Raw genomic sequence first — 21522 nt, 5'->3', positions numbered from 1 at the left:
CTTCGGGAGACGCGCGAGCGCCCCGGGACGGCCGGCCGCCCCGGGGCGCTCGCTCCGATGCCCGGTCGGCGACGCTCAGTCGGTGGTGGGGTACTTCGGCGGCAGGGCCTCCTCGGCGGCCTCGTAGATGCGCTGGACGTCCTCGTCGGTGAGGATCCGGGGGCGGCGGCGCAGATAGGAGCGCGCCCGGTTGCCGGCGTAGACGTCCACGTCGCGCACCCGCATCACCTTCCACGGGATGGACGGCCCGTAGATCGCCACCGAGGGCTGCACCGACACCTCGAAGCCGAGCTTGGCCGACAGCCGCTTGCTGGCCTGCTCGGCCTCCCAGCGGGCCTCGTCCAGCCGGTCCTTTTTGTTGAACGGGCCGTGGAACAGCTTGCGGTGCGAGAGGGTGCGGACCGGCAGTCGGCGGTCCCACTTCTCCGAGTCGATGGCGTACACGCCGCTGGGCCCGACCACCAGATGGTCGATCTTGCCGTCGCTGACGCCCTCGTCGTCGAGCGGGACGGCGCGGGCGTGCAGGACGCGGTAGCCGTTCTTGGTCAGCGACCGGAGCTGCCGCTCGGTGCGGCGTTCGGCCGCGGCCGACTTGCCCCAGGCCGCGACCTCGGTGTGGGAGCGGGAGCGGCGGTAGACGTCGGCGACGACGGCGAGCACCGCCGCGCCGAGACCGACCCGCCAGTTCGTCACGATCGTGACCATGATGCCGACGACGACGGCCGCACCGAGCCGCAGAGCCCACAGGCGCGCCCGCGGATCGTTGCGCAGGTCGTCCGGGAGGCGGGGGAGACGCGGGAGCCGTCCGCCGGTTCCGCCGGACGTGCTGTCGGTGGGGTGGCCTTCGGGCTGGCCGGGCTTGCCCCGCTCCATGGTCGCCATGGTGACTCTCCGTGTTCCTTTCGGACGGGGAGGCATGATCCTCTTTGCGGAGGGTAGTGAGCGCGCCGTGCGGGCGGCTAGTGGTGCCGCATCCATAGTTTTGTCGCCGGATCCGTTCGGTTGAACCTTGCGTCGAGGGGTAGATTTTCGTTCATCTCTTACGGCCCTTCCGGCGCCGTCGTCCCGGTCCGCGGTCGCCCGGCCGGGCCCCTCTAGCGTGGGCGTGTGACCGAGATCCACGAGTTGACCGCGCTGGAACAGGCCGCCGCCGTCCGCGCCGGCGACCTGTCCCCGGTGACGCTCCTGGAGCACTATCTGGCCCGGATCGAACGCCTGAACCCGCGGCTCGGGGCGTTTGTCACGGTGGCCGCCGAGCAGGCCCTGGCGGAGGCGGCGCGGCTGCACCGGACCGCCCGTCCCGGCGCGGACCTCCCGCCGCTGCACGGCGTCCCGATCGCCGTCAAGGACCTGACCGCGGTGCGCGGCGTGCGGATCACCCGCGGATCGGCGGTGTCCGCCGACCGCGTCGCCGACGCCGACGACCTGGTGGTGGCCAGGCTGCGCGCGGCCGGCGCGATCCCGTTCGGCAAGACCGCGACCTGTGAGTTCGGCCTGACCTGCTACACCGAGTCGGCCGTGGCGCCCCCCGCCCGCACGCCCTGGGACCCGACCCGGTCGGCCGGCGGCTCCAGCGGCGGGTCGGCCGCCGCGGTCGCCGCCGGGCTGGCGCCGGCGGCCCACGGCAACGACGGCGGCGGGTCCATCCGCATCCCCGCCGCGGCCTGCGGGGTGTTCGGGATCAAACCGACCCGCGGCCGGATCTCCCGCGGCCCCGCCGCACCCGACCTGTTCGGCCTGGTCACCGACGGGCCCATCGCCCGCACCGTGCGGGACGCCGCGGCCCTGCTGGACGCCATGCAGGGGCCGTTCCCGGGGGACCTGTTCGCCGCGCCCCCGCCGCCGGGGTCCTTCACCGCCTGCGCCGACCGGGAGCCCGGACGGCTGCGGATCGCCCGCCGCGGCGACCCGATGGTCCCCGACGCCGAGATCCACCCCGACTGCGCGGCGGCGCTGGAGGACGCCTGCGCCCTGCTGGAGGAGCTGGGGCATGAGGTGGTGGACGCGCCGCCGCTGTTCGACCCCGGGCTGGCGGCCGACTTCGAGACCCTGTGGACGGTCCTGGCGGCCCTGGAACCGGTGGACCCCGCCGACGAGGACCGGCTGGAGCCGTTCACCCGATGGCTGCGCGAGCGGGGCCGCCGCGTCACCGGCACCGGGCTGATGCGGGCGCACGCCCGCATCCAGTCCGCCCTCCGCGGGGCGTTCGCGGCGATGGACGGCTTCGACGCGATCATCTCGCCGACCCTGGCGGCCCCGCCCGTCCCCGTCGGACACTTCTCCGCCGCCGATCCGGAGGAGAACCTGCGGCGGCAGCACCGCTTCACCCCGTTCGCGGCCGCCTACAACCTCTCCGGCCAGCCCGCCGTCACCGTCCCGCTGCACTGGAACGCCGAGGGCCTGCCGATCGGCGTGATGATCGCCGGACGGCTCGGCGGCGAGGGCACGCTGATCTCCCTGTCCGCCCAGCTGGAGGCGGCCCGGCCCTGGCACCGCCGCCGCCCGCCGGGCTGGGACGGCTGAAGCGGCCCTTGCGCGGGCACGCCCCGGCCGCGGTGGACGGGCGGCTGATCGAACCGGCCCGGGCGCGCCGGGGTGAGACCGGCCGGCGGGACGCGCGAGCCGCCCGCCGACCGGCCCTCGGCCCGCCGTCCCCGCGGGGTGGGCGGGCCGCGGCCGTTTCCCGGGCCTCAGCCGGCGGAGGCGTCCTTGGCGCGGGCGCGCAGGGCGCGGAGCACCCCGTCGCGGCCCTCCGACAGCAGCCGGGCCAGCGCCGGCGGCGGGTTCTCCGCCTCCAGATAGGCGTCGGTGCGGGCCACCGTGGACTGGTCGACGATCAGGAACGGGTAGGCGACCTCGGCGAACGTCTGCGCCATGTCGCCGCTCCACTGCTCCCAGATCCGGCCGACCTCGGCGAAGTACCGCTCGACGTAGGGGGCCAGCAGCTCGGCGTGCTCGGGCTCGACGAAGCCGCTCAGCGTGGCGCGGAACACCGCGTTGGGCAGCTCGCCGCCGATGATCCGGGACCAGGCGTCGGCCTTGGCCTCGGTGGTGGGGACGGCGGCCCGGCATCCGGCGGCGTGCCGCTCCCCGGCGGCCGTGTTGTCCCGGGCGAGCTCGGCGTCGATCTCGGCCTCCCCGGCCGCCCCGGTCACCACCAGCCGCCGCAGCAGCGCCCACCGCAGCTCGGTGTCGACGGTCAGGCCCTCCAGCGACTGGGTGCCCTCCAGCAGCCCGCGCAGGAACGCCAGGTGCTCGTTGGAGGTGGCGACCGCGGCGAACGCCTGCACGAAGCACAGCTGGAAGTCCGAGCCGGGCTCGGCCTCGCGGGCCAGCTCGAACAGGGCGTCGGCCATCATCTGCTGCCCGGCGGGGCGCCAGGCCGGGTCGGCGTACTGCTGCAGGGCGGTGCGGGCCTGCCGCAGCAGGGTCTGCGCCACCGAGATGTCGCCGACCCCGCGGATGCCCGACAGCACCAGCCTGATGTAGTCGCGGGTGGCCATCTCGGCGTCGCGGGTCATGTCCCAGGCCGCCGACCAGCACAGCGCCCGCGGCAGGCTCTCGGCGATGTCGCCGATGCCCTCGATGAGGGTGCGCAGCGAGTGCTCGTCCAGCCGGATCTTGGCATAGGTCAGGTCGTCGTCGTTGACCAGCACCAGGTCCGGCCGCCGCTCGCCGACCAGTTCCGGCACCTCGGTGCGGGCGCCCACCACGTCCAGCTCGACCCGCTTGCGCCGTACGATGCCCTGGTCGGTGCGGTCGTACAGGCCGATCGCGATCCGGTGGGAGCGCAGCGTGGGGTGGTCGGGCTTGGCCTCCTGCACCACCGCGAACGAGGTGAACGTGCCGTCCCCGTCGGTCTGGTACACCGGGCGCAGCGTGTTGACCTCGGCGGTCTCCAGCCACTCCTTGGACCAGGCGGTCAGGTCGCGTCCGGAGGTCTCCTCCAGCGCCTCCAGCAGGTCGCCCAGCACGGTGTTGCCCCAGGCGTGCCGGTCGAAGTAGCGCCGCACGCCCTCCAGGAAGTTGTCCCGGCCCACGTAGGCGACCAGCTGCTTGAGGACGCTGGCGCCCTTGGCGTAGGTGATGCCGTCGAAGTTGACCTCCACCGCCTGGATGTCGGGGATGTCGGCGGAGATGGGGTGGGTGGACGGCAGCTGGTCCTGCCGGTAGGCCCACGCCTTCATCAGGTTCGCGAACGTGGTCCACGACCCCTTCCAGCGGGTGGCCTCGGCCTGGCACAGCACGCTCATGTAGGTGGCGAACGACTCGTTCAGCCACAGGTCGTCCCACCAGCGCATGGTGACCAGGTCGCCGAACCACATGTGCGCCATCTCGTGCAGGATCGTCTCCGCACGGCGCTCGTAGGCGGCGTCGGTGACCCGCGACCGGAAGACGTAGTCCTCCAGGAACGTCACGCAGCCGGCGTTCTCCATCGCGCCCGCGTTGAACTCGGGCACGAACAGCTGGTCGTACTTGGTGAACGGGTACGGCCGGCCGAACACCTCCTCGAAGAAGGCGAAGCCCTGCCGGGTGACCTCGATGATCGCGTCGGCGTCCAGGTGCTCGGCCAGCGAGGCCCGGCAGAACACCCCCAGCGGGATGACCGACCCGTCCGGGCGCCGGTACTCGTCGCGGACCGCGTGGTAGGGGCCGGCCACCAGCGCGGTGATGTAGGTGGAGATCCGCGGGGTGGGGGGGAAGACCCAGCGGCCGTCCGCGGCGGACTCGGCGGCCTCGTTGGTGACGACCTGCCAGTGCCGCGGGGCGGTGACCGACAGCTGGAAGGTCGCCTTCAGGTCGGGCTGGTCGAAGCAGGCGTACATCCGGTGCGCGTCGGCGGTCTCGAACTGGGTGTACAGGTACACCTCCCGGTCCACCGGGTCCACGAACCGGTGCAGGCCCTCCCCGGAGCGGGAGTAGGCGCAGTCGGCGACGATCCGCAGCTCGTTGTCGGCGGCCAGGTCCGGGAGCGGGAACCGCCCCTTGGCGGCGTCGTAGGAGGAGACCTCCAGCGACCGCCCGTTCAGCACGACCTCCCGCACCACCGCGTCGTGCAGGTCGATGAAGGTGGACGCGCCGGGCTCGGTGCAGCCGAACCGGACCACGGTCGTGGATCCGAACCGCTCCTCGCCGGTCGTCAGATCCAGGTCCACCGCATAGGACTCGACCTTCAGCAGCCGGGCCCGTTCCCGCGCCTCATCGCGCGTGAGGTTGCCTGCCACATCCACTCCTTGATCTCAGTTAACCGCTCGTCCATGTCTATCAACCGGTCCTCGGCCCTGTCCCCGGCGGCGCGGGAGCGGGAATCCCCGAGGACATGGTTCAGTTGTCCCGGACGAATGAATGCCGATCCTCGATTGGAGACTGCAATGTCGCAGGACCGCACCCCGGTGGACTTCTGGTTCGACCCGCTGTGCCCGTGGGCGTGGATCACCTCCCGCTGGCTGCTGGAGGTGGCGAAGCACCGCCCGATCGAGCCGCGCTGGCATGTGATGAGCCTGTCGGTGCTCAACGAGGGCAAGGACGTCCCCGAGCGGTACCGCAAGCTGATCGCCGAGGGGTGGGGACCGGTGCGCGTCTGCATCGCCGCCGAGCAGAAGCACGGCTCGCAGGTGCTGGGCGACCTCTACACCGAGCTGGGGGTGCGGAAGCACCACCGCAAGCTCCCGTTCGACCGGCCGACCCTGGAGGACGCGCTGCGGGCGGCGGGGCTCGAGCCCGAGCTGGCGGCGGCGGCCGACTCGACCGAGTACGACGAGGCGTTGCGCGCCTCGCACAAGGACGGCATCGACCGGGTGGGCGAGGAGGTCGGCACCCCGGTGATCTCGGTGAACGGCGTCTCCTTCTTCGGCCCGGTGGTCACCCCGATCCCGCGCGGCGAGGAGGCGGTGAAGCTGTGGGACGGGGTGCTCGCGGTGGCGAGCATCCCGGGGTTCTTCGAGCTGAAGCGGAGCCGGACCGCCGACCCCAGCTTCGACTGAGCCGCAGATGCCGATGAACATCAGTTGCACATAACTTGCAGATGCGCCTCACCTGCCTTCAGACTGGATCTGTCCTGATCTGTCCGGTCCGAGGGGAAGGTGAGGCGCCGTGCACGTGCCTGACGGGTTCTTCGACGCCCCGGTCTCGGTGGGGGCGGGCGTCGCGGCGGCGGCGGGCATCGCCGTGTCGCTGCGCGGCGCCCACCGGGAGCTGGACGATCGCACCGCCCCGTTGGCCGGGCTGAGCGCGGCCTTCATCTTCGCCGCCCAGATGATCAACTTTCCGGTGGCGGCCGGCACCAGCGGCCATCTGATGGGCGGGGCGCTGGCGGCCATCCTGGTCGGCCCGTACGCCGGGGTGCTGTGCATCTCGGTGGTGCTGCTGGTGCAGATGCTCTTCGCCGACGGGGGCGTCACCGCCTACGGGATCAACGTCACCTTGATGGCGCTCACCGGGGTGCTCGTCGGGTACGGGGTGTTCCGGCTGGTCATGAGGCTCTGGCCGCCCGGCGCGCCGCGCCGGGCGGGCCTCGGCGCGGCCTCCTTCCTGGGCGCGCTGGCGTCGGTGCCCGCCTCGGCGCTGGTGTTCGTCGCGCTGTTCGCGATCGGCGGCACCGCGGACCTTCCGCTGGGCGCCGTGCTGGGCGCGATGCTGGGCGTGCACGTCCTGATCGGCATCGGCGAGGGCGTGATCACCGCGCTCACGGTCGGCGCCGTCGCCGCGGTCCGTCCCGACCTGGTGTACGGGCTGCGCGGGCAGGCCGCGCCGCTGCAGATCCGCACCCCCGAGACCGCGGAGGCCTGACGCCATGAAGACCGGCAACCGACGCTTCCTCCTCGTCTTCCTCCTGATCGCCCTGGCGGTGGCCGGCGTCCTCAGCCACTACGCCAGCGGCGACCCCGACGGGCTCACCAAGGTGGCCGAGGACAAGGGCTTCGCCGCGCAGGAGAAGGAGCACGCGCTGGCGGACTCCCCGCTGAGCGACTACGCCGTCGAGGGCGTGGAGAACGAGCGGCTCTCCGGCGGGCTGGCCGGCGTGATCGGCGTGGGGCTGACCGCGCTGGCCGGCGGCGGACTGTTCTGGGCTGTGCGCCGCCGCGGCGGACGGACCCCGGCGGACGCCCCCGCCGGGCGCTGAGTGGACGGCCTGGGACGGCTGCACCGGCCGGGGGACACCCCGGTCCACCGGCTGCCGCCGCAGTGCAAACTGGTCGCGACCGGGGCGTTCGTCCTGGCGGTGGTGAGCACGCCGCGCGAGGCGGTGTGGGCGTTCGCCGTGCATGCGGCGTTGCTGGCCGTCGTCGCGGCGATCGCCCGGGTGCCGCCGCACTTCGTGCTGCGGCGCATGACGATCGAGATCCCGTTCGTGGCGTTCGCGGCGCTGCTGCCGTTCGTCGCGCAGGGGCCGCGGGTGGAGGCGCTGGGCGTGCCGCTCAGCGAGAGCGGCCTGTGGGCGGCGTGGAACATCCTGGCCAAGGCCAGTCTCGGCACCGCCGCCTCGATCCTGCTGGCCGCCACCACCGAGCCGCGGCAGCTGCTGGTGGGGCTGGAGCGGCTGCGGCTGCCGTCCCTGCTGGTGCAGATCGCCGCGTTCATGATCCGGTACGCCGACGTGATCGTGGGGGAGATGCGGCGGATGCGCACGGCTCGCGCCGCCCGCGGCTTCCAGGCCCGTGACGTGCGGGCGGCCCGGGTGCTGGCCCGCTCGGCGGGCGCGCTGTTCCTGCGCTCCTACGAACGCGGCGAGCGCGTCCATCTGGCCATGCTCAGCCGCGGCTACCAGGGGCGGATGCCGGTGCTGCACGAGGCCGCGGCGACCGGCCGGCAGTGGGCGGCCGCCGCCGCGCCGCCCGCCCTGGCGGCCCTCGTCGCCGTCGCCGCGTGGGTTGCTGCTTGGATGGTCCGATGACCCCTTCGCTTGAGGTGAGCGGCCTGGCCTACGCCTATCCGGACGGCACCCAGGCGCTGTTCGGCGTGAACGTGACCATCGGCAAGGGCGAGCGGGTCGCCCTGCTGGGCCCCAACGGGGCGGGCAAGACCACCTTCGTGCTGCATCTGAACGGGATCCTGCACGGGGGAGCGGGCACCGTCCGCGTCGGCGGGCTCACCGTCGATCCCGCCGACCGCGCGACGCTGCAGGAGATCCGGCGGCGCGTCGGCATCGTCTTCCAGGATCCCGACGATCAGCTGTTCATGCCCACCGTCCGCGAGGACGTGGCGTTCGGCCCGGCCAATCTCGGCGTCACCGGCGCCGAGCTGGAGCGGCGGGTGGAGCACGCCCTCGAGCGGGTCGGCATGCTGCACGTCGCCGACCGGCCCCCGCAGCATCTGAGCTTCGGCCAGCGTCGCCGGGTGGCGGTGGCGACCGTGCTGGCGATGGAGCCGGAGATCCTGGTGCTGGACGAGCCGTCGTCCAACCTCGACCCGGCCGGGCGCCGCGAGCTGGCCGAGATCCTGACCGGGCTGGAGGTGACCATGCTGATGGTCACCCACGACCTGCCGTACGCGGCCGAGCTGTGCCCTCGGTCGCTGATCCTCTCCGACGGGGTGATCGTCGCCGACGGCCCCACCGCGGAGCTGCTGTCGGACGAGCCGCTGATGCGCGCGCACCGGCTGGAGCTGCCCTACGGGTTCGATCCCCGCGCCATCGCCCGGCGCTAGCCCTCCCCGCGCCGGCCCCGCCTTCCCCGCCTTCGCGCCCGCCCTCCGCTAGGCTCGTGCTCACTGGAAATGGCAACGGTTTTCATATCCATTTTCGGAGGCAATGCCGTGAAGGTCGCGTTCGTCGGCAAGGGGGGCAGCGGCAAGACGACCCTCTCCTCGTTGTTCGCCCGCCATCTGGCCGCGCAGGGACGGCCGGTGGTCGCCATCGACGCCGACATCAACCAGCACCTCGGCGTGGCGCTGGGCCTGGAGGAGGACCGCGCAGCCAAGCTCCCCGCCCTCGGCGACCACCTCACCGAGATCAAGGAGTACCTGCGCGGCGACAACCCCCGGATCTCCTCGGCCGCCAGCATGGTCAAGACCACCCCGCCCGGCCGCGGCTCCCGGCTGCTGCGGCTGAGGGGCGACGACCCGGTGCACGCCCTCGGCGAGGAGGTGGACGGCGTGACGCTGCTGGTCACCGGGGCGTTCACCGAAGAGGACCTGGGCGTGGCCTGCTACCACAGCAAGACCGGGGCGGTGGAGCTCTACCTCAACCACCTGATCGACGGGCCCGGGGAGTACGTGGTGGTCGACATGACCGCCGGCGCGGACTCCTTCGCCTCCGGGCTGTTCACCCGGTTCGACCTGATGTTCCTGGTCGCCGAGCCCACCCGGAAGGGCGTCGGGGTCTACCGCCAGTACGTCGAGTACGCCGCCGACTACGACGTGGCGATCGCGGTGGTCGGCAACAAGGTGACCGGCCCCGACGACGTGGCGTACCTGCGCTCCCACGTGGGGGAGGACCTGCTGACCTGGTTCGGCCAGTCCGCCGCCGTGCGCGCCCTGGAGCAGGGCCGCTCGGGCGTCGCCCTGGAGCCGGAGAACGCCGAGGCGCTGGAGCTGATGCGCCGCCGGCTCGACGCCCAGCGCCGGGACTGGGACAAGTTCTGGCGCCAGGCGGTGGAGTTCCACATCAAGAACGCACGCAGCTGGGCCAACCGCGCCGTCGGGGAGGACCTGGAGGCCCAGATCGACCCGGGCTTCCGGGTGCCCCAGCCGGCCTAGGACCCCGGGGGGCGGTGCGCCGGCCCGTCTCCGACGGGACCGGGCGGCGCCGCGGCGACGGCCCCGTCCGTCGCCGCGGCCGGCACCCCGTGTCCCGGTCCGGACGAGGAGCCTGGAAGACTTCCGCCATGCGCGTCTTTCTTGGATCCGATCACGCGGGTTTCGAGCTCAAGCAGCACCTGATCGGGTGGCTGTCGGACCACGGCCACGAGCCGGTCGACTGCGGGCCCGAGGTCTACGACGCCGCGGACGACTACCCGCCGTTCGTGCTGCGCGCCGCCGAGCGGACCGCCGCCGAGCCCGGCTCGTTCGGCATCGTGCTCGGCGGCTCCGGCAACGGCGAGGCCATGGCCGCCAACAAGGTCAAGGGCATCCGGGCCGCCCTGGTGTGGAGCGAGGAGACCGCCCGCCTGGCCCGCGAGCACAACAACGCCAACGTCATCAGCATCGGCGCCCGCCAGCACGACCTGGACGCCGCCACCCGCTTCGTGGAGGTCTTCCTGTCCACCCCCTATTCGGAGGAGGAGCGTCATACCCGCCGCATCGGGATGCTCGCCGATTACGAGACCACCGGGAAGCTCCCGCCCCTTCCGGGAGAGTGACCTCGGAGGGACTCCCCAGCGCGCCGAAACGGCGGCAGGATGGTCGCACGGAGGTGACGCGATGATCCAGCCGGGCATGCGGATCACGATCGAGGCGGCCATGCGGGCCCGGGACGTCTCCCGCCCTCGCTCCGAGGACGAGGCGGAGCGTCCCCCCGAGCCCGCGCGTCCCCCGCGGCGGCGCAGGTCGCCCAGGACCGAGCGCCGCCGCCACGGCGGACGCGCCTGACCTCCGAGACCGCGCGACCCCCGAACACGCCGCGACCGAACCCGACCTCCCCCGTGGACCGGGCCGAACCCGCGGCTCGTCCCACGGCGCTTCGCGCACGGAGTGCGGGGGTTCGTTCCCCTGTACCGGACACGGCATTTCCCGCCGGGCCCGGTGACCGCCCGATACAGTGCCGGAGATGTTGCAACGCCTGGTCCACCGCCTGCCGCCGAGGATGCGCGCCTTCCTGCGCCGCATCCCGGCCCTGGTGTGGCTGTACCGGTGGCTCCGGCGCCGGCGGTGGACCCGCGAACGCTATGTGTTCGCGGTGCTGACGCTGGTGGCGGTGGCGTTGGGGATCGGCGCCACCTGGTCGGAGTCGTGGGCGCCGTCGGGGGCGATGGTGCTGACCGTGCTGGCCGGCGGGCTGCTGCTGCGGGTGCGCACCCTGGCGGCGCTGCTCGGCGTGGTCACGGTGATGCTCGGCTACGACATGTGGCGGCTGGGCTTCTCCAGGGTCGGCCCGGGCATGGTCGCCACCGTGGTGATCACCGCGGTGCTGGCGCTGACCTTGGCCCGGACCCGCCAGCAGCTCGGCGTGCAGGGGCTCCGCGGCGAGTACATGCTGCTGGAGCTGCGCGACCGGCTGCGCCGGCAGGGCGAGCTGCCGCCGCTGCCGGCCGGCTGGAACGCCCAGGTGGTGCTGGTGCAGGCGGGCGGGTCCTCCTTCGGCGGCGACTTCGTGGTGTCGGTCTGCGACGGCCGGACGCTGGAGGTCGCGCTGGTGGACGTGTCCGGCAAGGGCGTGGACGCCGGCACCCGGGCGCTGATGCTGTCCGGGGCGTTCGGCGGGCTGCTCGGATCGATCCAACCCGACCGGTTCCTGCCCTCCTGCAACGCCTATCTGCACCGCCAGTACTGGGACGAGGGCTTCGTCACCGCCGTCCACCTGGTGCTGGACCTGACCACCGGCGACTATGTGGTGGAGTCCGCCGGGCACCCGCCCTCGGCCCAGTTCGACTCCACCGACGGCACCTGGCGGGTCAACGAGACCAAGGGGATGGTGCTCGGCGTCGTCCCGGAGCTGCAGTGCGAGCCCGCCCAGGGCACCCTGCGATCCGGGGACGCGCTGCTGCTCTACACCGACGGGCTGGTCGAGGCCCCGGGCCGGGACCTGGACGAGGGCATCGACCGGCTGCTCACCGAGGCCGACCGGCTGGTGCCCCAAGGGTTCGGGCAGGGCGCCAAGGAGCTGGTGCAGCGGATGGCCGCCGCCCGCGACGACGACTGCGCCCTGGTGCTGATCTGGCGGAGCTGACCCGCCCCGGGCGGCACGGCCGGCACGGACGCCGGAAACGAGAACGTCACCTCGATGTTTCATCGAGTGAACGCGGCCGGGCCACCGTAGAGACAGGTGACCGCATCGACTCCTCCCGGGAAAGGAACGACGCGGGGCCGCGCCGATCGGACCGGTCGGACACGTCGTCGAACGGGATCCTCCTCGACGGGCGAGGACGGACGGCCGGCGAGAGGCGGAGACCGTCCGCGCAGGCGGTGCCCCAGGGGTGGGAGGTTCCGCCTGCGCGGACGGCGCATTCCCCACGCCTTTCCACATCTTCTCCTCGCACCGGTGCATTTCTCCGGGGCGGCGTGCACGGATCGGCGCGTTGAGGTTTCACCCGGCAATGACTTGGTTACAACCAGCCCTGCTGGTCCTTTGGAAAGCCAAACCACCAACCCCCCTGCGAGCGGCAACGGTCGATCGAGGGAGGGTAGACGGCGGGTGGCCGAGGATGAGCGGCGGCGGGGGGCGTCGCGGACTTCGCTCCGGTGGCGACTGGCCTTCATCACCACCGCGATCGTGGGGCTGATCGTCTGCCTGGGGGTGCTGGGCCTCTACCAGCTCATGCATCAGATGGCGCTCGCCGACCTCGGCAGACGCGGCGACATGGCCGCCCAGCAGCTCGCCGACCAGGTCCGCCGCGGCAGCGGCAGCGGCGAGAAGATCACCGAGGTGACGGGGTTCTACCTGCTGCAGGTGGTCGATCCCCAGGGGCGGGTGGTGGCCTACAGCCCGGCGATGCGCGGCCGCCCGCCGATGAGCTCGTTCCGGCCCGCCGAGGACGACGAGCCCGATCACGAGATCATCCGGCTGTCCGGATACGAGGTGCCGATCTTCCTGACGGCGATCCGGGTGCCCACCGCCGAGGGCCACTACGCGGTGCTGGCCGGAGCCCCGATGACGGTCATGGCCCAGACGGAACGGGCGTTCGGCCTGTTCATGATCGTGCTCGTCCCGGTCGTGGTGGTGGGCGTCTGGTGGATCGTGTGGCGGGCGGTGGACCGGGTGCTGCGGCCGTTCGACCGGATGCGGCGGGAGCTGTCGCAGATCAGCGGCGGGCAGATGAGCCGCCGGGTGACGGTGCCGGACACCGACGACGAGGTGGCCGACCTGGCGCGCGAGGTCAACGTCACGCTGGAGCGGCTGCAGCGGTTCGTGGAGGGGCAGCGCAAGTTCGTCGCCGACGCCTCGCACGAGCTGCGCAGCCCGCTGACCGCGCTGCGCACCCAGCTGGAGCTGGCGCTGGCGCATCCGGAGGACGAGGACTGGCCGGCGGTGGCGATGGCGGCGCTGTCGGACGCCGACCGGCTGCAGCGGGTAGTCACCGACGTGCTGACGCTGGCCAAGCTGGACGCCGGGGTGCACGGCGAGCGCGAGCCGGTGGACCTGGGGGAGCTGGCCCGCACCGAGGCCACCGAGCGCCTCCGCCGCGTCCCGGTGCACGTCCACGTGCAGGACGTGGCGAACCCGGTGATCGTGCACGGCAGCCGCACCCAGCTGATGCGGGTGCTGACCAACCTGCTGGACAACGCCGAACGGCACACCCGCACCCACATCCGGATCTTGGTCTACCGGGACGGCCCGGAGGCGGTGCTGGAGGTCGCCGACGACGGGGCGGGGATTCCGGCGCAGGACCGGGAGCGGGTGTTCCAGCGGTTCACCCGGCTGCCCGAGAGCCGTGAGCGGGACGCCCACGGCTCCGGGCTGGGCCTGCCGATCGCCCGCGACATCGTCACCGCCCACGGGGGGACGCTCACCGCCGGGGAGAGCAAGGAGGGCGGGGCGCTGCTGGTGATGCGGCTGCCGCTCAAAGACGAAGGCCCGTCAACACCATGACCTTCTCGTAGGTGAAGTCCTCCATGGCCGACCGCAGCCCCTCGCGGCCCACTCCGGACTCCTTCACCCCTCCGTACGGCATCTGATCGGCCCGGTAGGAGGGCACGTCGCCGATCACCACCCCGCCGACCTCCAGCTCCCGGTTCGCCCGGAACGCCACGTCCAGCGAGCGGGTGAACACACCCGCCTGCAGCCCGTACCGGGAGTCGTTGACCAGCGCGAACGCCTCCTCGAGGGTGTCGAACGGCTGCACCGTCAGCACCGGCCCGAAGACCTCCTCGCAGGAGACCTTCGCCTCGGGCGGCACGTCGGTCAGCACGGTCGGCGCGAAGGAGGCGCCGTCGCGGGTCCCGCCGGTCAGCACCTTGGCCCCGGCCTCCACCGCCTCGGCGACCCAGGACTCCACCCGCCGGGCGGCCTCCTCGCTGATCAGCGGCCCCACCTGGGTGGACTCCTCCCACGGGTCGCCGGTGACCAGGCCCTCCACCGCCGCCACCAGCCTGGGCACGAACGACTCGTGCACCTCGCGGGCCACCAGCACCCGCTGCACCGCGATGCAGCTCTGCCCGCCCTGGTAGTTGGCGAACAGCCCGATCCGGGAGGCGGCGTGGTCCAGGTCGGCGTCGGCGCACACCACCGCCGCCGCGTTGCCGCCCAGCTCCAGCGTCACGTGCTTGCGCGGCACCCGATCCTTGATCGTCCAGCCGACGGGGCCGGACCCGGTGAACGACACCACCGGCAGCCGCGGGTCGTCCACCAGCGCCGTCGCCCGCTCGTTGGGCACCGGCAGCACCGAGAACATGCCCTCGGGCAGGTCGGTCTCGGCGAGCAGCTCCCCCAGCAGCAGCGCCGACAGCGGGGTGGCCGGGGCGGGCTTGACGATCACCGGGGCGCCGACCGCGATGGCCGGGGCGACCTTGTGCGCGACCAGGTTGAGCGGGAAGTTGAACGGCGTGATCGCCAGCACCGGGCCGTGGGGGACCCGGGAGACGTACGCCATCCGGCCCTCGGCGGCCGGGTCGGTGTCCAGCCGCTGGACCCGCCCGCTCCACCGGCGGGTCTCCTCGGCGGCGAACCGGAACGTCGAGATCGCCCGGGACACCTCGCCGCGCGCCCACAGCAGCGGCTTGCCGTTCTCCCCGGTGATCAGCCGGGCGATCTCCTCGGCGTGCTCGCTCAGCCGCCGGGACACCCGCGCCAGCGCCTCGGCCCTGACGTGCAGGGGCAGTGCGGCGGCTCGGGCGCGCACCGCGTCGGCGGCGGCGATCGCCTGCTCGACCTGCTCGTCGGTCGGCACGGAGACCGTGCCGACCGGCCGTCCGTCGTAGGGATGCGTCACGGCCAGCTCGCCGTCACCGGTCGCGGGCCGGCCGGCCAGCCAGAAGGGGGTCGTCTGGGCCATTCCTCCACGCTATCCCCGTGCAGGCCCCGCCCCGCCCGCCGACACGGTCATCGCGGACGTTCGGGGCGGATGCACCGCCTGCGGGCGGGAACGCGGGCGCGCCGCACACCCCGGTCCGCGCCCGCCGTCCGCTCACGCCGTGCGCGCCGCCGGCGAGTCGGCCGGTGAGCCGGTCAGGTCGTACAGCTCGGCCAGCAGCTCATAGGAGCGGCGGCGGTCGGCGTGGTCGTAGACGCTGGTGGTGACCATGATCTCGTCGGCCCCGGTGGCGGCGATGAGGGCGTCCATCGCGGCGCGCACGGTCTTCGGGCCGCCGACGACCTGGGAGTCCAGGCGGGAGGAGATGATCTCCCGCTCCAGCGGCGTGTACGGGTGGGAGGCGGCCTCCTCAGGGGTGGGCAGCGGCCCCGGCAGCCCCTGGCGCAGCCGCAGGAACTGCAGGGCCTGCGGGCGGGCCAGCTCGCGGGCTCGCTCGTCGGTCTCCGCGGCGGTCACCGACACGGCGACCATCGCGTACGGGCGGTCCAGGTCGGGGGAGGGACGGAACGCCTCACGGTAGATCGCCAGCGCGGGCAGGGTGTTCTCGGCGCTGAAATGGTGGGCGAACGCGAACGGCAGCCCCCACATCCCCGCCAGCCGGGCGCTGTAGTCGCTGGAGCCCAGCAGCCAGATCGGCGGCCGGTTGCCCGCGGCCGGGGTCGCGGCGCTGTCGTCGTCGAAATAGCGGCGCAGCTCGATGAGCTGCTCGGGGAAGTCGTCCACCGACAGCGGCCCGGTGGCCCGGCGCAGCGCCCGCGCGGTGCTCTGGTCGGTGCCGGGGGCGCGGCCGATGCCCAGGTCGATCCGCCCCGGATACAACGCCTCCAGGGTGCCGAACTGCTCGGCCACCACCAGCGGCGGATGGTTGGGGAGCATCACGCCGCCCGAGCCGACCCGGATCCGTTCGGTGACGGCGGCGACCTGGCCGATCAGCACCGCGGTCGCCGAGCTGGCGATGCCGGGCATGTTGTGGTGCTCGGCCAGCCAGTAGCGGTGATAACCCAGCCGTTCGGTGTGCCGGGCCAGGTCCAGCGTGTTGCGCAGGGCCGCAGCGGAGGTCGAGCCGGAGACCACGGGGGACAGGTCGAGGACGGAGAAAGGAATGCTCATGAAACGGCATAACCCGTCTCCGCGAGGTCGTCTTCCCGCCCGTCCGCCCGCGGATTCGTCGGCCCGGGGCGGGCGGGGCGGAGCGGAACCGCCGCCCGCGTCGCCCCCCGGCGATGCGCGGCCCCGCGGCGGGCGCCCCGCCGGGCACCGCCGCGTCCCGCACACCGCGGACCTGCGGATCGAGGCGTGGGGGCCGACCAGGGAACGCTGCCTCGCCGAGGCGGTGCGCGGACTGGTGTCCTCCTTCGCCGACACCGCCGGCGTGCGGCCCCGGCGGACCGTCGCGGTGGAGCTGCCGCCGGGGCCGGCGGAGGACGCGCTCGTGACCGTGCTGGAGGAGGTGATCTACCGGCTGGAGGTCGACGGCGAGATCACCCTCGACGCCGAGGTCGCCGAGCCGCCCGGCGGAGGCCCGGTGGCCCGCCTCACGGTCGGCGACGCGGCGGAGGCGACCGGCGTCGGCGCGGCGCCCAAGGCGGTCTCCCTGCACGGCCTGCGCTTCGACCGCGACGCGGAGGGCTGGTCGTGCACGGTGACGATCGACGTGTGACGTGCGGCGCGCGCGGCGGCCCCCGGCCCTTCACCCGGCCCGTGACGACCCGGCCCGGCGGCTCAGCCCTTGACCACGCCGAGCGGGGCCAGCCGGGCCACCGTGCGGCACAGTCCCGCCCGCTCGCTGGCCTCGACCACGGCGGAGACGTCCTTGTAGGCGTCCGGGGCCTCCTCGGCAAGGCCGCGCCAGGAGGAGGCGCGCACCATGACGCCCCTGCCCTCCAGCTCCTCCCGCAGCCGTCTGCCGCTGACCCCGCGGGCGGCCTGGTGGCGGCTCTGCACCCGCCCGGCGCCGTGGCAGGTGGAGTGGAAGGCCCGCCCCTCCGGCACGCCGACCAGGACGTAGGAGGAGGTGCCCATCGTCCCGGGGATCAGCACCGGCTGGCCGACCTCGCGCAGATCCGGCGGAAGGTCGGGATGGCCGGGCGGCAGCGCCCGTGTGGCCCCCTTGCGGTGCACGCACAGCAGGCGCCGCTCCCCGCCGACGGTGTGCTCCTCCAGCTTGGCGAGGTTGTGCGAGACGTCGTAGACCAGCTCCAGCCGCACCCCCGCCACCCGGCGGAAGACCCGGCGCGCCGCCTCGGTGAGCAGCTGCCGGTTGGCGCGGCCGTAGTTGGCCGCCGCGGCCATGGCGCCCAGATAGGCCCGGCCCTCGGGGGAGTCGACCGGCGCGCAGGCCAGCTGCCGGTCGGGCACCGTGATGCCGTACCGGGCCATCCTCCCCTCCATCGCCCGCACGTGATCGGTGCAGATCTGGTGCCCCAGGCCGCGCGACCCGCAGTGGATCATCACGCAGACCTGGTCCGGGTGCAGCCCGAACGCCTCGGCGGCGACCGGGTCGTAGATCTCGGCGACCCGCTGCACCTCGAGGAAGTGGTTGCCCGAGCCCAGGCTGCCGACCTGCCGCGCCCCCCGCTGCAGGGCCCGTTCGCTCACCCGGCCGGGATCGGCGTCGGCGACCGCCCCGCCGTCCTCGCACCGCAGCAGGTCCCGCTCTTCGCCGTGACCGCGTTCGACCGCGTACCGCGAGCCGCCGGTGAGGAGGCCGGTCAACTCCTCGCGGCCGGTCGGCGTCCACACCGCGCCCTTGCCCATGCCGCGCGGAACGGCCGGGTCCAGGCCGTCCATCACCTGCTCCAGCACCGGCCCGATCCCGGCGGCGTCGATGTCGGCGGCCAGCAGCCGCACTCCGCAGGAGATGTCGAAGCCGACCCCGCCGGGCGAGATCACCCCGCCCTCCCGCGGGTCGGTGGCCGCCACGCCGCCGATGGCGAAGCCGTACCCCCAGTGCACGTCCGGCATGGCGTAGGAGGCGTCCACCACGCCCGGCAGCGTGGCGACGTCGGCGACCTGCTCGAGCGCCTGATCGGCCCCGCGCAGCAGCTCGCGCGAGGCGAACACCACCCCCGGCACGCGCATGGCGCCGGTGGGCTCGATCCGGAACCGATACGGTGTCTCCGCCACCGCATGCACGCTCATGGCGACCACGCTCGTGGAGACATCGCGTCCTCGGGAGCCGACGTCGCGCTCACGGTGCTCACGGCCGAGGGCTACCCGCCGGCTCACCGGTCATGCGACGACGGCCCGCATCCGCCGGCGGTCCGGCGGAGGGAGCCGGCGCGTCCGTGCGTGCGCTCGGTGCCGCGCGCCGTCGGCGGGGCCCGTCTCCCGGAGGGCGCCGCCGGCCGGGCGGCGGGACGCCTCGCGCCGTTCGCGGATCACCCGGCGCTCCCGTCGGGGATCTGCGGCCGATCCCGCCGGGGACCGCCGGCACAGGACCTCTGCCCTCGGGGCGCCCTCCGCGACGAGCGGGAGGGCGCCCCGCGCGGGTCAGCGGCCGCCGTGCAGGCGCAGCCCGACGATGATCGGATCGTGGTCGGAGGACCGGTAGGCGTCCGGCGCGTACAGGGACGGCGGGTTGTATTCGGTGTTGTAGTCCAGGATCGGCGGCTCGTCGGCGTTGATGTGCCAGATGGCGGCGCCGGTGACGCGGCCGGCCAGCGGGCGGCTCGCCAGCACGTGGTCCAGTTCGCCGGCCTGGCCGTCGAAGACGTAGCTGTAGCGGTCGCCGGCGGGGACGAACCGCTCGGTCTGGCTGGTGAACCCGGCGGCCTTCAGCGTCTTGATCGGGTCCTCGTCGCCGTAGGCGTTCAGGTCGCCGATCACCAGCGGGTGCGGCACGTCGGCGGCGAGCGCGGCGACCGCCCGGGCCTGCCTGACCCGCTTGGGGTTCCAGCAGCCCTGGCCGTCGCCCTGGTCGGCCTCCTCCCCGGCGGCGCCGTCGCAGCCCTTGGACTTGAAGTGGTTGACGATCACGGTGAACGGCTCGCCGCCGGCGACCCGCCGGAACGTCTGCGCCAGCGGGGGACGGTCGAAGTCCTCGTCCGTCGAGGACCGCGGGGCCCCGACCGGGGCGACCCTGCCGGGCTTGTAGATCAGGGACACGTGGATCTCATCGGAGCCCGGGTTCGGGTGCCGGATCCAGGAGTAGACGTTCGCGCCGAGCTCGGCGTTGAGCCGGTCGACCAGGGCCTTGACGGCGGTGTCGCCGTTGTTCTCCACCTCCATCAGGCCGACCACGTCGGCGTTCAGGCCCTTCAGGGCGGCGACCAGCTTGGCGAGCTGGCGTTCCTGCTCCTGGGGGGTGTCGGCGCCGCGCCGGTTCAGCGTGGTGAACCAGTTGAGGGTGTTGAACGAGGCGACCGTCACGTTCGCCGGGCCGACCGGGCGGGGACGCTCCGGGCGCGGGTTGGTCCGCTGAAAGACGGCCCGCCGGGTGGGCTGCAGCCGGTAGGAGTCGAACCGGTGGTCGAGCACGCCGGTCAGCCCGCGCACCGTGTCGCCCAGCCGCACCGGCTGCGGCGACAGGAACGGCACCTGCGGCGGGTTCTGCCGGGTGGAGCCGTCGTCGATCAGCAGCCGCCGCCGGTCGTTGGCCTCCTGAGAGATCCCGGGCCGGTCGGTGGGCTGGAACAGCCGTCCTCCCGCCGAGACCGTCAGCTCCCCGTACCGGCCGAGCCGGTAGTGCTCGGTGGCGGTGAGCGGCTGGGGGAAGGTCAGCAGCATCCCCTCGTACGGCTCGAGCGAGGCGCCCTCGGGGAGGGGCAGGGCGTGGCGGGTGGGCGCGACGGCGCCGGTGCCGCACACGTCCACGGCGGAGACGTCGGCCAGCTCGGTCAGTCCGTGGTACTCGGCGGCCCGCCCGGTCACCAGGACCCGGTCGCCGACCCGCACGTCCCCGCGCGAGGCGTCCGCGAACACGAACAGTCCCTCGGAGGTGGCGGGGTCGTCGTCGGGGGCGGGGTCTTGGATGAAGAAGCCGCCGAGCTGGTCGTCGCGCTGGAAGTCCGCGGTGACGACGCCTTCGACCCGGACCGTGCGCCCCTCGAGGGGGGTGGCGTCGCCGGGGCCCTGCACCTGGGCGATCCGGTGGGTCGCCGGGGCGTCGCAGCCGGTCTGCGCGGCCTGCGCCGTGCCGCCGCTCCCGACGAGCGTTCCGGCGGCGAGGGCCGCGATCGCCGCCGCGGCGCGGGTCTTGGGCATGGTGGGCATGCGCGCGAGCGTAGGCACGAAGATCACCGCCGAAAAGAACCGTTCGTAAACCCTCTACCAATTCGTAATGGCTCGTCCGGTCTGCGAGGGTTCGTGAGGGGCGCGAGGGAGAGGAGCGTTCAGTTTGACTACAGAGAGAATTCCCCTATTCGCTCAACGTAATCAGATCATGTGATCGGATCATGTCGTGCGCGCCCGGGCCCGGAACTCGCGCGGACTCACCCCGCGCACCCGCTTGAACGCCGCGCTCAACGCGAACGGCGTGCCGTAGCCGACCCGCCGGGCCACCTCCTCGACCGTGGCGTCCGGCTCGCGCAGCAGATCCGCGGCCAGCGCCAGCCGCCACCCGGTCAGGTACGTCATCGGCGGCTCGCCCACCAGCGCGGTGAACCGGCGGGCCAGCGTCGCCCGGGACACCCCCGTGCGCGCCGCCAGCGACGCCACCGTCCACGGATGCGCCGGATCGTCGTGGATCAGCCGCAATGCCCGCCCCACCACCGGGTCGGCGTGCGCCCGATACCAGGCGGGCGCGTCCGCCCCGGCCCGGTCGAACCAGGCCCGCACCACCGTGATCAGCAGCAGGTCCAGCAGCCGGTCCAGCATGACCTGCTGTCCCGGCCGGTCCACCGCCGTCTCCGCGCCCAGCAGCCCCACCAGCGGGGTGTCCACCGCGTCGGCCGGCATCACCGCCAGCGGCGGCAGCGCCTCCAGCAGCCTCCTGCCGATCTCGCCGTCCATCTGGTAGGCGCCGACCAGCATCTGGTGCGCCCCGTCCGCGGCGGTGCCCCAGGTCCGCACCCCCAGCATCAGCTCATCGTGCAGCTCGCGCCCGTCCGGGGCGGCGCACCGGCCGCCGGGGTGGATGACGATGTCGGGCCGCCGGCCCGGCGCGTCGGCGACGAAGTACGGGTCCGGTCCGCGCACCAGCATGACGTCCCCGGCGTCGCCCCGGGTCGGCTCCCCGCCGTCGCGCCACACCCAGGCGTGTCCGCGCAGCAGCGCCACCAGCGTGAGCGGCGCGCGGTCCTGCACCCGCATCGACCAGGGCGCCTCCAGCGTCGCCCGCAGCAGGAACGCCCCCCGGGCCCGCGGCCCGTCCAGCAGGCCCGACAGTGCGTCCATGCCGCGAGTGTAGACGGACGCGTATGCATGCGAGCTCCTCGGCCATGTTCCGTCTCAACCG

Annotated in this window: 19 protein-coding genes; 12 read left to right on the top strand and 7 right to left on the bottom strand. The window is 73.6% G+C overall.

The window, feature by feature from the left end; all coding sequences use genetic code 11:
• Window positions 1-75: 75 nt before the first annotated feature.
• Window positions 76-882, bottom strand: coding sequence for a nuclease-related domain-containing protein (locus EIO00_RS15975; protein ID WP_140179753.1), 807 nt, complete (start codon window positions 880-882; stop codon window positions 76-78).
• Window positions 883-1107: 225 nt separating this feature from the next.
• Here EIO00_RS15975 and EIO00_RS15970 point away from each other — a divergent pair, with 225 nt between their 5' ends.
• Window positions 1108-2523, top strand: a complete 1416-nt coding sequence (locus EIO00_RS15970) for an amidase (RefSeq protein WP_140179751.1) — start codon at window positions 1108-1110, stop codon at window positions 2521-2523.
• Window positions 2524-2690: 167 nt separating this feature from the next.
• On the opposite strand, the gene pepN is transcribed toward EIO00_RS15970, so the two are convergent.
• Window positions 2691-5225 (bottom strand): aminopeptidase N, encoded by a 2535-nt coding sequence (pepN, locus tag EIO00_RS15965; protein WP_140179750.1) that lies wholly within the window; start codon window positions 5223-5225, stop codon window positions 2691-2693.
• A gap of 147 nt (window positions 5226-5372) precedes the next feature.
• On the opposite strand from pepN, the gene EIO00_RS15960 reads away from it, so the two are divergent.
• The 10 genes from EIO00_RS15960 (at window position 5373) to EIO00_RS15925 (ending at window position 13684) form a co-directional block, all read left to right on the top strand.
• Window positions 5373-5984: a mycothiol-dependent nitroreductase Rv2466c family protein gene (locus EIO00_RS15960; RefSeq protein WP_140179748.1), complete on the top strand. Its 612-nt coding sequence runs from the start codon at window positions 5373-5375 to the stop codon at window positions 5982-5984.
• A gap of 109 nt (window positions 5985-6093) precedes the next feature.
• Window positions 6094-6789, top strand: a complete 696-nt coding sequence (locus tag EIO00_RS15955) for an energy-coupling factor ABC transporter permease (protein WP_241661385.1) — start codon at window positions 6094-6096, stop codon at window positions 6787-6789.
• Between the two features lie 4 nt (window positions 6790-6793).
• Complete coding sequence (locus EIO00_RS25265; protein ID WP_241661384.1) at window positions 6794-7123, top strand: PDGLE domain-containing protein; 330 nt, start codon at window positions 6794-6796, stop codon at window positions 7121-7123.
• Window positions 7124-7894, top strand: a complete 771-nt coding sequence (gene cbiQ, locus EIO00_RS15950; protein WP_140179746.1) for a cobalt ECF transporter T component CbiQ — start codon at window positions 7124-7126, stop codon at window positions 7892-7894.
• On the top strand, window positions 7891-8646 hold the full coding sequence (locus EIO00_RS15945; protein WP_140179744.1) for an energy-coupling factor ABC transporter ATP-binding protein: 756 nt from the start codon (window positions 7891-7893) through the stop codon (window positions 8644-8646). The genes cbiQ and EIO00_RS15945 overlap by 4 nt, the downstream gene beginning before the upstream one ends.
• A 108-nt stretch (window positions 8647-8754) precedes the next feature.
• Entirely contained in the window at window positions 8755-9696 is a 942-nt protein-coding gene (locus EIO00_RS15940) for an ATP-binding protein (protein WP_175596243.1), read from the top strand.
• Between the two features lie 128 nt (window positions 9697-9824).
• Complete coding sequence (locus tag EIO00_RS15935) at window positions 9825-10298, top strand: ribose-5-phosphate isomerase (RefSeq protein ID WP_140179740.1); 474 nt, start codon at window positions 9825-9827, stop codon at window positions 10296-10298.
• Window positions 10299-10359: 61 nt separating this feature from the next.
• Entirely contained in the window at window positions 10360-10527 is a 168-nt protein-coding gene (locus EIO00_RS24235; protein WP_161602733.1) for a hypothetical protein, read from the top strand.
• 178 nt (window positions 10528-10705) lie between these two features.
• Window positions 10706-11824 (top strand): PP2C family protein-serine/threonine phosphatase, encoded by a 1119-nt coding sequence (locus EIO00_RS15930; protein WP_140179738.1) that lies wholly within the window; start codon window positions 10706-10708, stop codon window positions 11822-11824.
• 465 nt (window positions 11825-12289) lie between these two features.
• Window positions 12290-13684 carry a sensor histidine kinase gene (locus EIO00_RS15925; RefSeq protein ID WP_140179736.1) on the top strand — a complete coding sequence of 465 codons (1395 nt, stop codon included), beginning with the start codon at window positions 12290-12292 and terminating at the stop codon, window positions 13682-13684.
• Here the strand turns inward: EIO00_RS15925 and EIO00_RS15920 are convergent.
• Entirely contained in the window at window positions 13656-15086 is a 1431-nt protein-coding gene (locus EIO00_RS15920) for an aldehyde dehydrogenase family protein (RefSeq protein WP_140179734.1), read from the bottom strand. The genes EIO00_RS15925 and EIO00_RS15920 overlap by 29 nt on opposite strands.
• Before the next feature lie 132 nt (window positions 15087-15218).
• Window positions 15219-16235 carry an LLM class flavin-dependent oxidoreductase gene (locus EIO00_RS15915; protein ID WP_140179732.1) on the bottom strand — a complete coding sequence of 339 codons (1017 nt, stop codon included), beginning with the start codon at window positions 16233-16235 and terminating at the stop codon, window positions 15219-15221.
• On the opposite strand from EIO00_RS15915, the gene EIO00_RS15910 reads away from it, so the two are divergent.
• The gene (locus EIO00_RS15910; RefSeq protein ID WP_338325935.1) at window positions 16228-16785 is read left to right on the top strand and encodes an archease; all 558 of its coding nucleotides are present in this window, start codon (window positions 16228-16230) and stop codon (window positions 16783-16785) included. The two genes, EIO00_RS15915 and EIO00_RS15910, sit on opposite strands and share 8 nt — an antisense overlap.
• A 62-nt stretch (window positions 16786-16847) precedes the next feature.
• On the opposite strand, the gene EIO00_RS15905 is transcribed toward EIO00_RS15910, so the two are convergent.
• From EIO00_RS15905 to EIO00_RS15895, 3 genes are all read right to left on the bottom strand, one after another.
• A complete protein-coding gene (locus EIO00_RS15905; protein ID WP_277752887.1) occupies window positions 16848-18266 on the bottom strand; it encodes an RtcB family protein in 1419 nt (472 codons plus the stop codon).
• A 351-nt stretch (window positions 18267-18617) separates the two neighbouring features.
• Window positions 18618-20339 carry an ExeM/NucH family extracellular endonuclease gene (locus tag EIO00_RS15900; protein WP_241661383.1) on the bottom strand — a complete coding sequence of 574 codons (1722 nt, stop codon included), beginning with the start codon at window positions 20337-20339 and terminating at the stop codon, window positions 18618-18620.
• A gap of 180 nt (window positions 20340-20519) precedes the next feature.
• Window positions 20520-21461, bottom strand: coding sequence for an AraC family transcriptional regulator (locus EIO00_RS15895; protein ID WP_140179730.1), 942 nt, complete (start codon window positions 21459-21461; stop codon window positions 20520-20522).
• Window positions 21462-21522 lie beyond the last annotated feature (61 nt).

The sequence above is a fragment of the Thermomonospora catenispora genome, assembly GCF_006363815.1.
Taxonomy (GTDB): Bacteria; Actinomycetota; Actinomycetes; order Streptosporangiales; family Streptosporangiaceae; genus Thermomonospora; species Thermomonospora catenispora.
The sequence above is the reverse complement of the archived record's forward strand: the minus strand, read 5'-3'. Positions and strand labels throughout refer to the sequence as shown.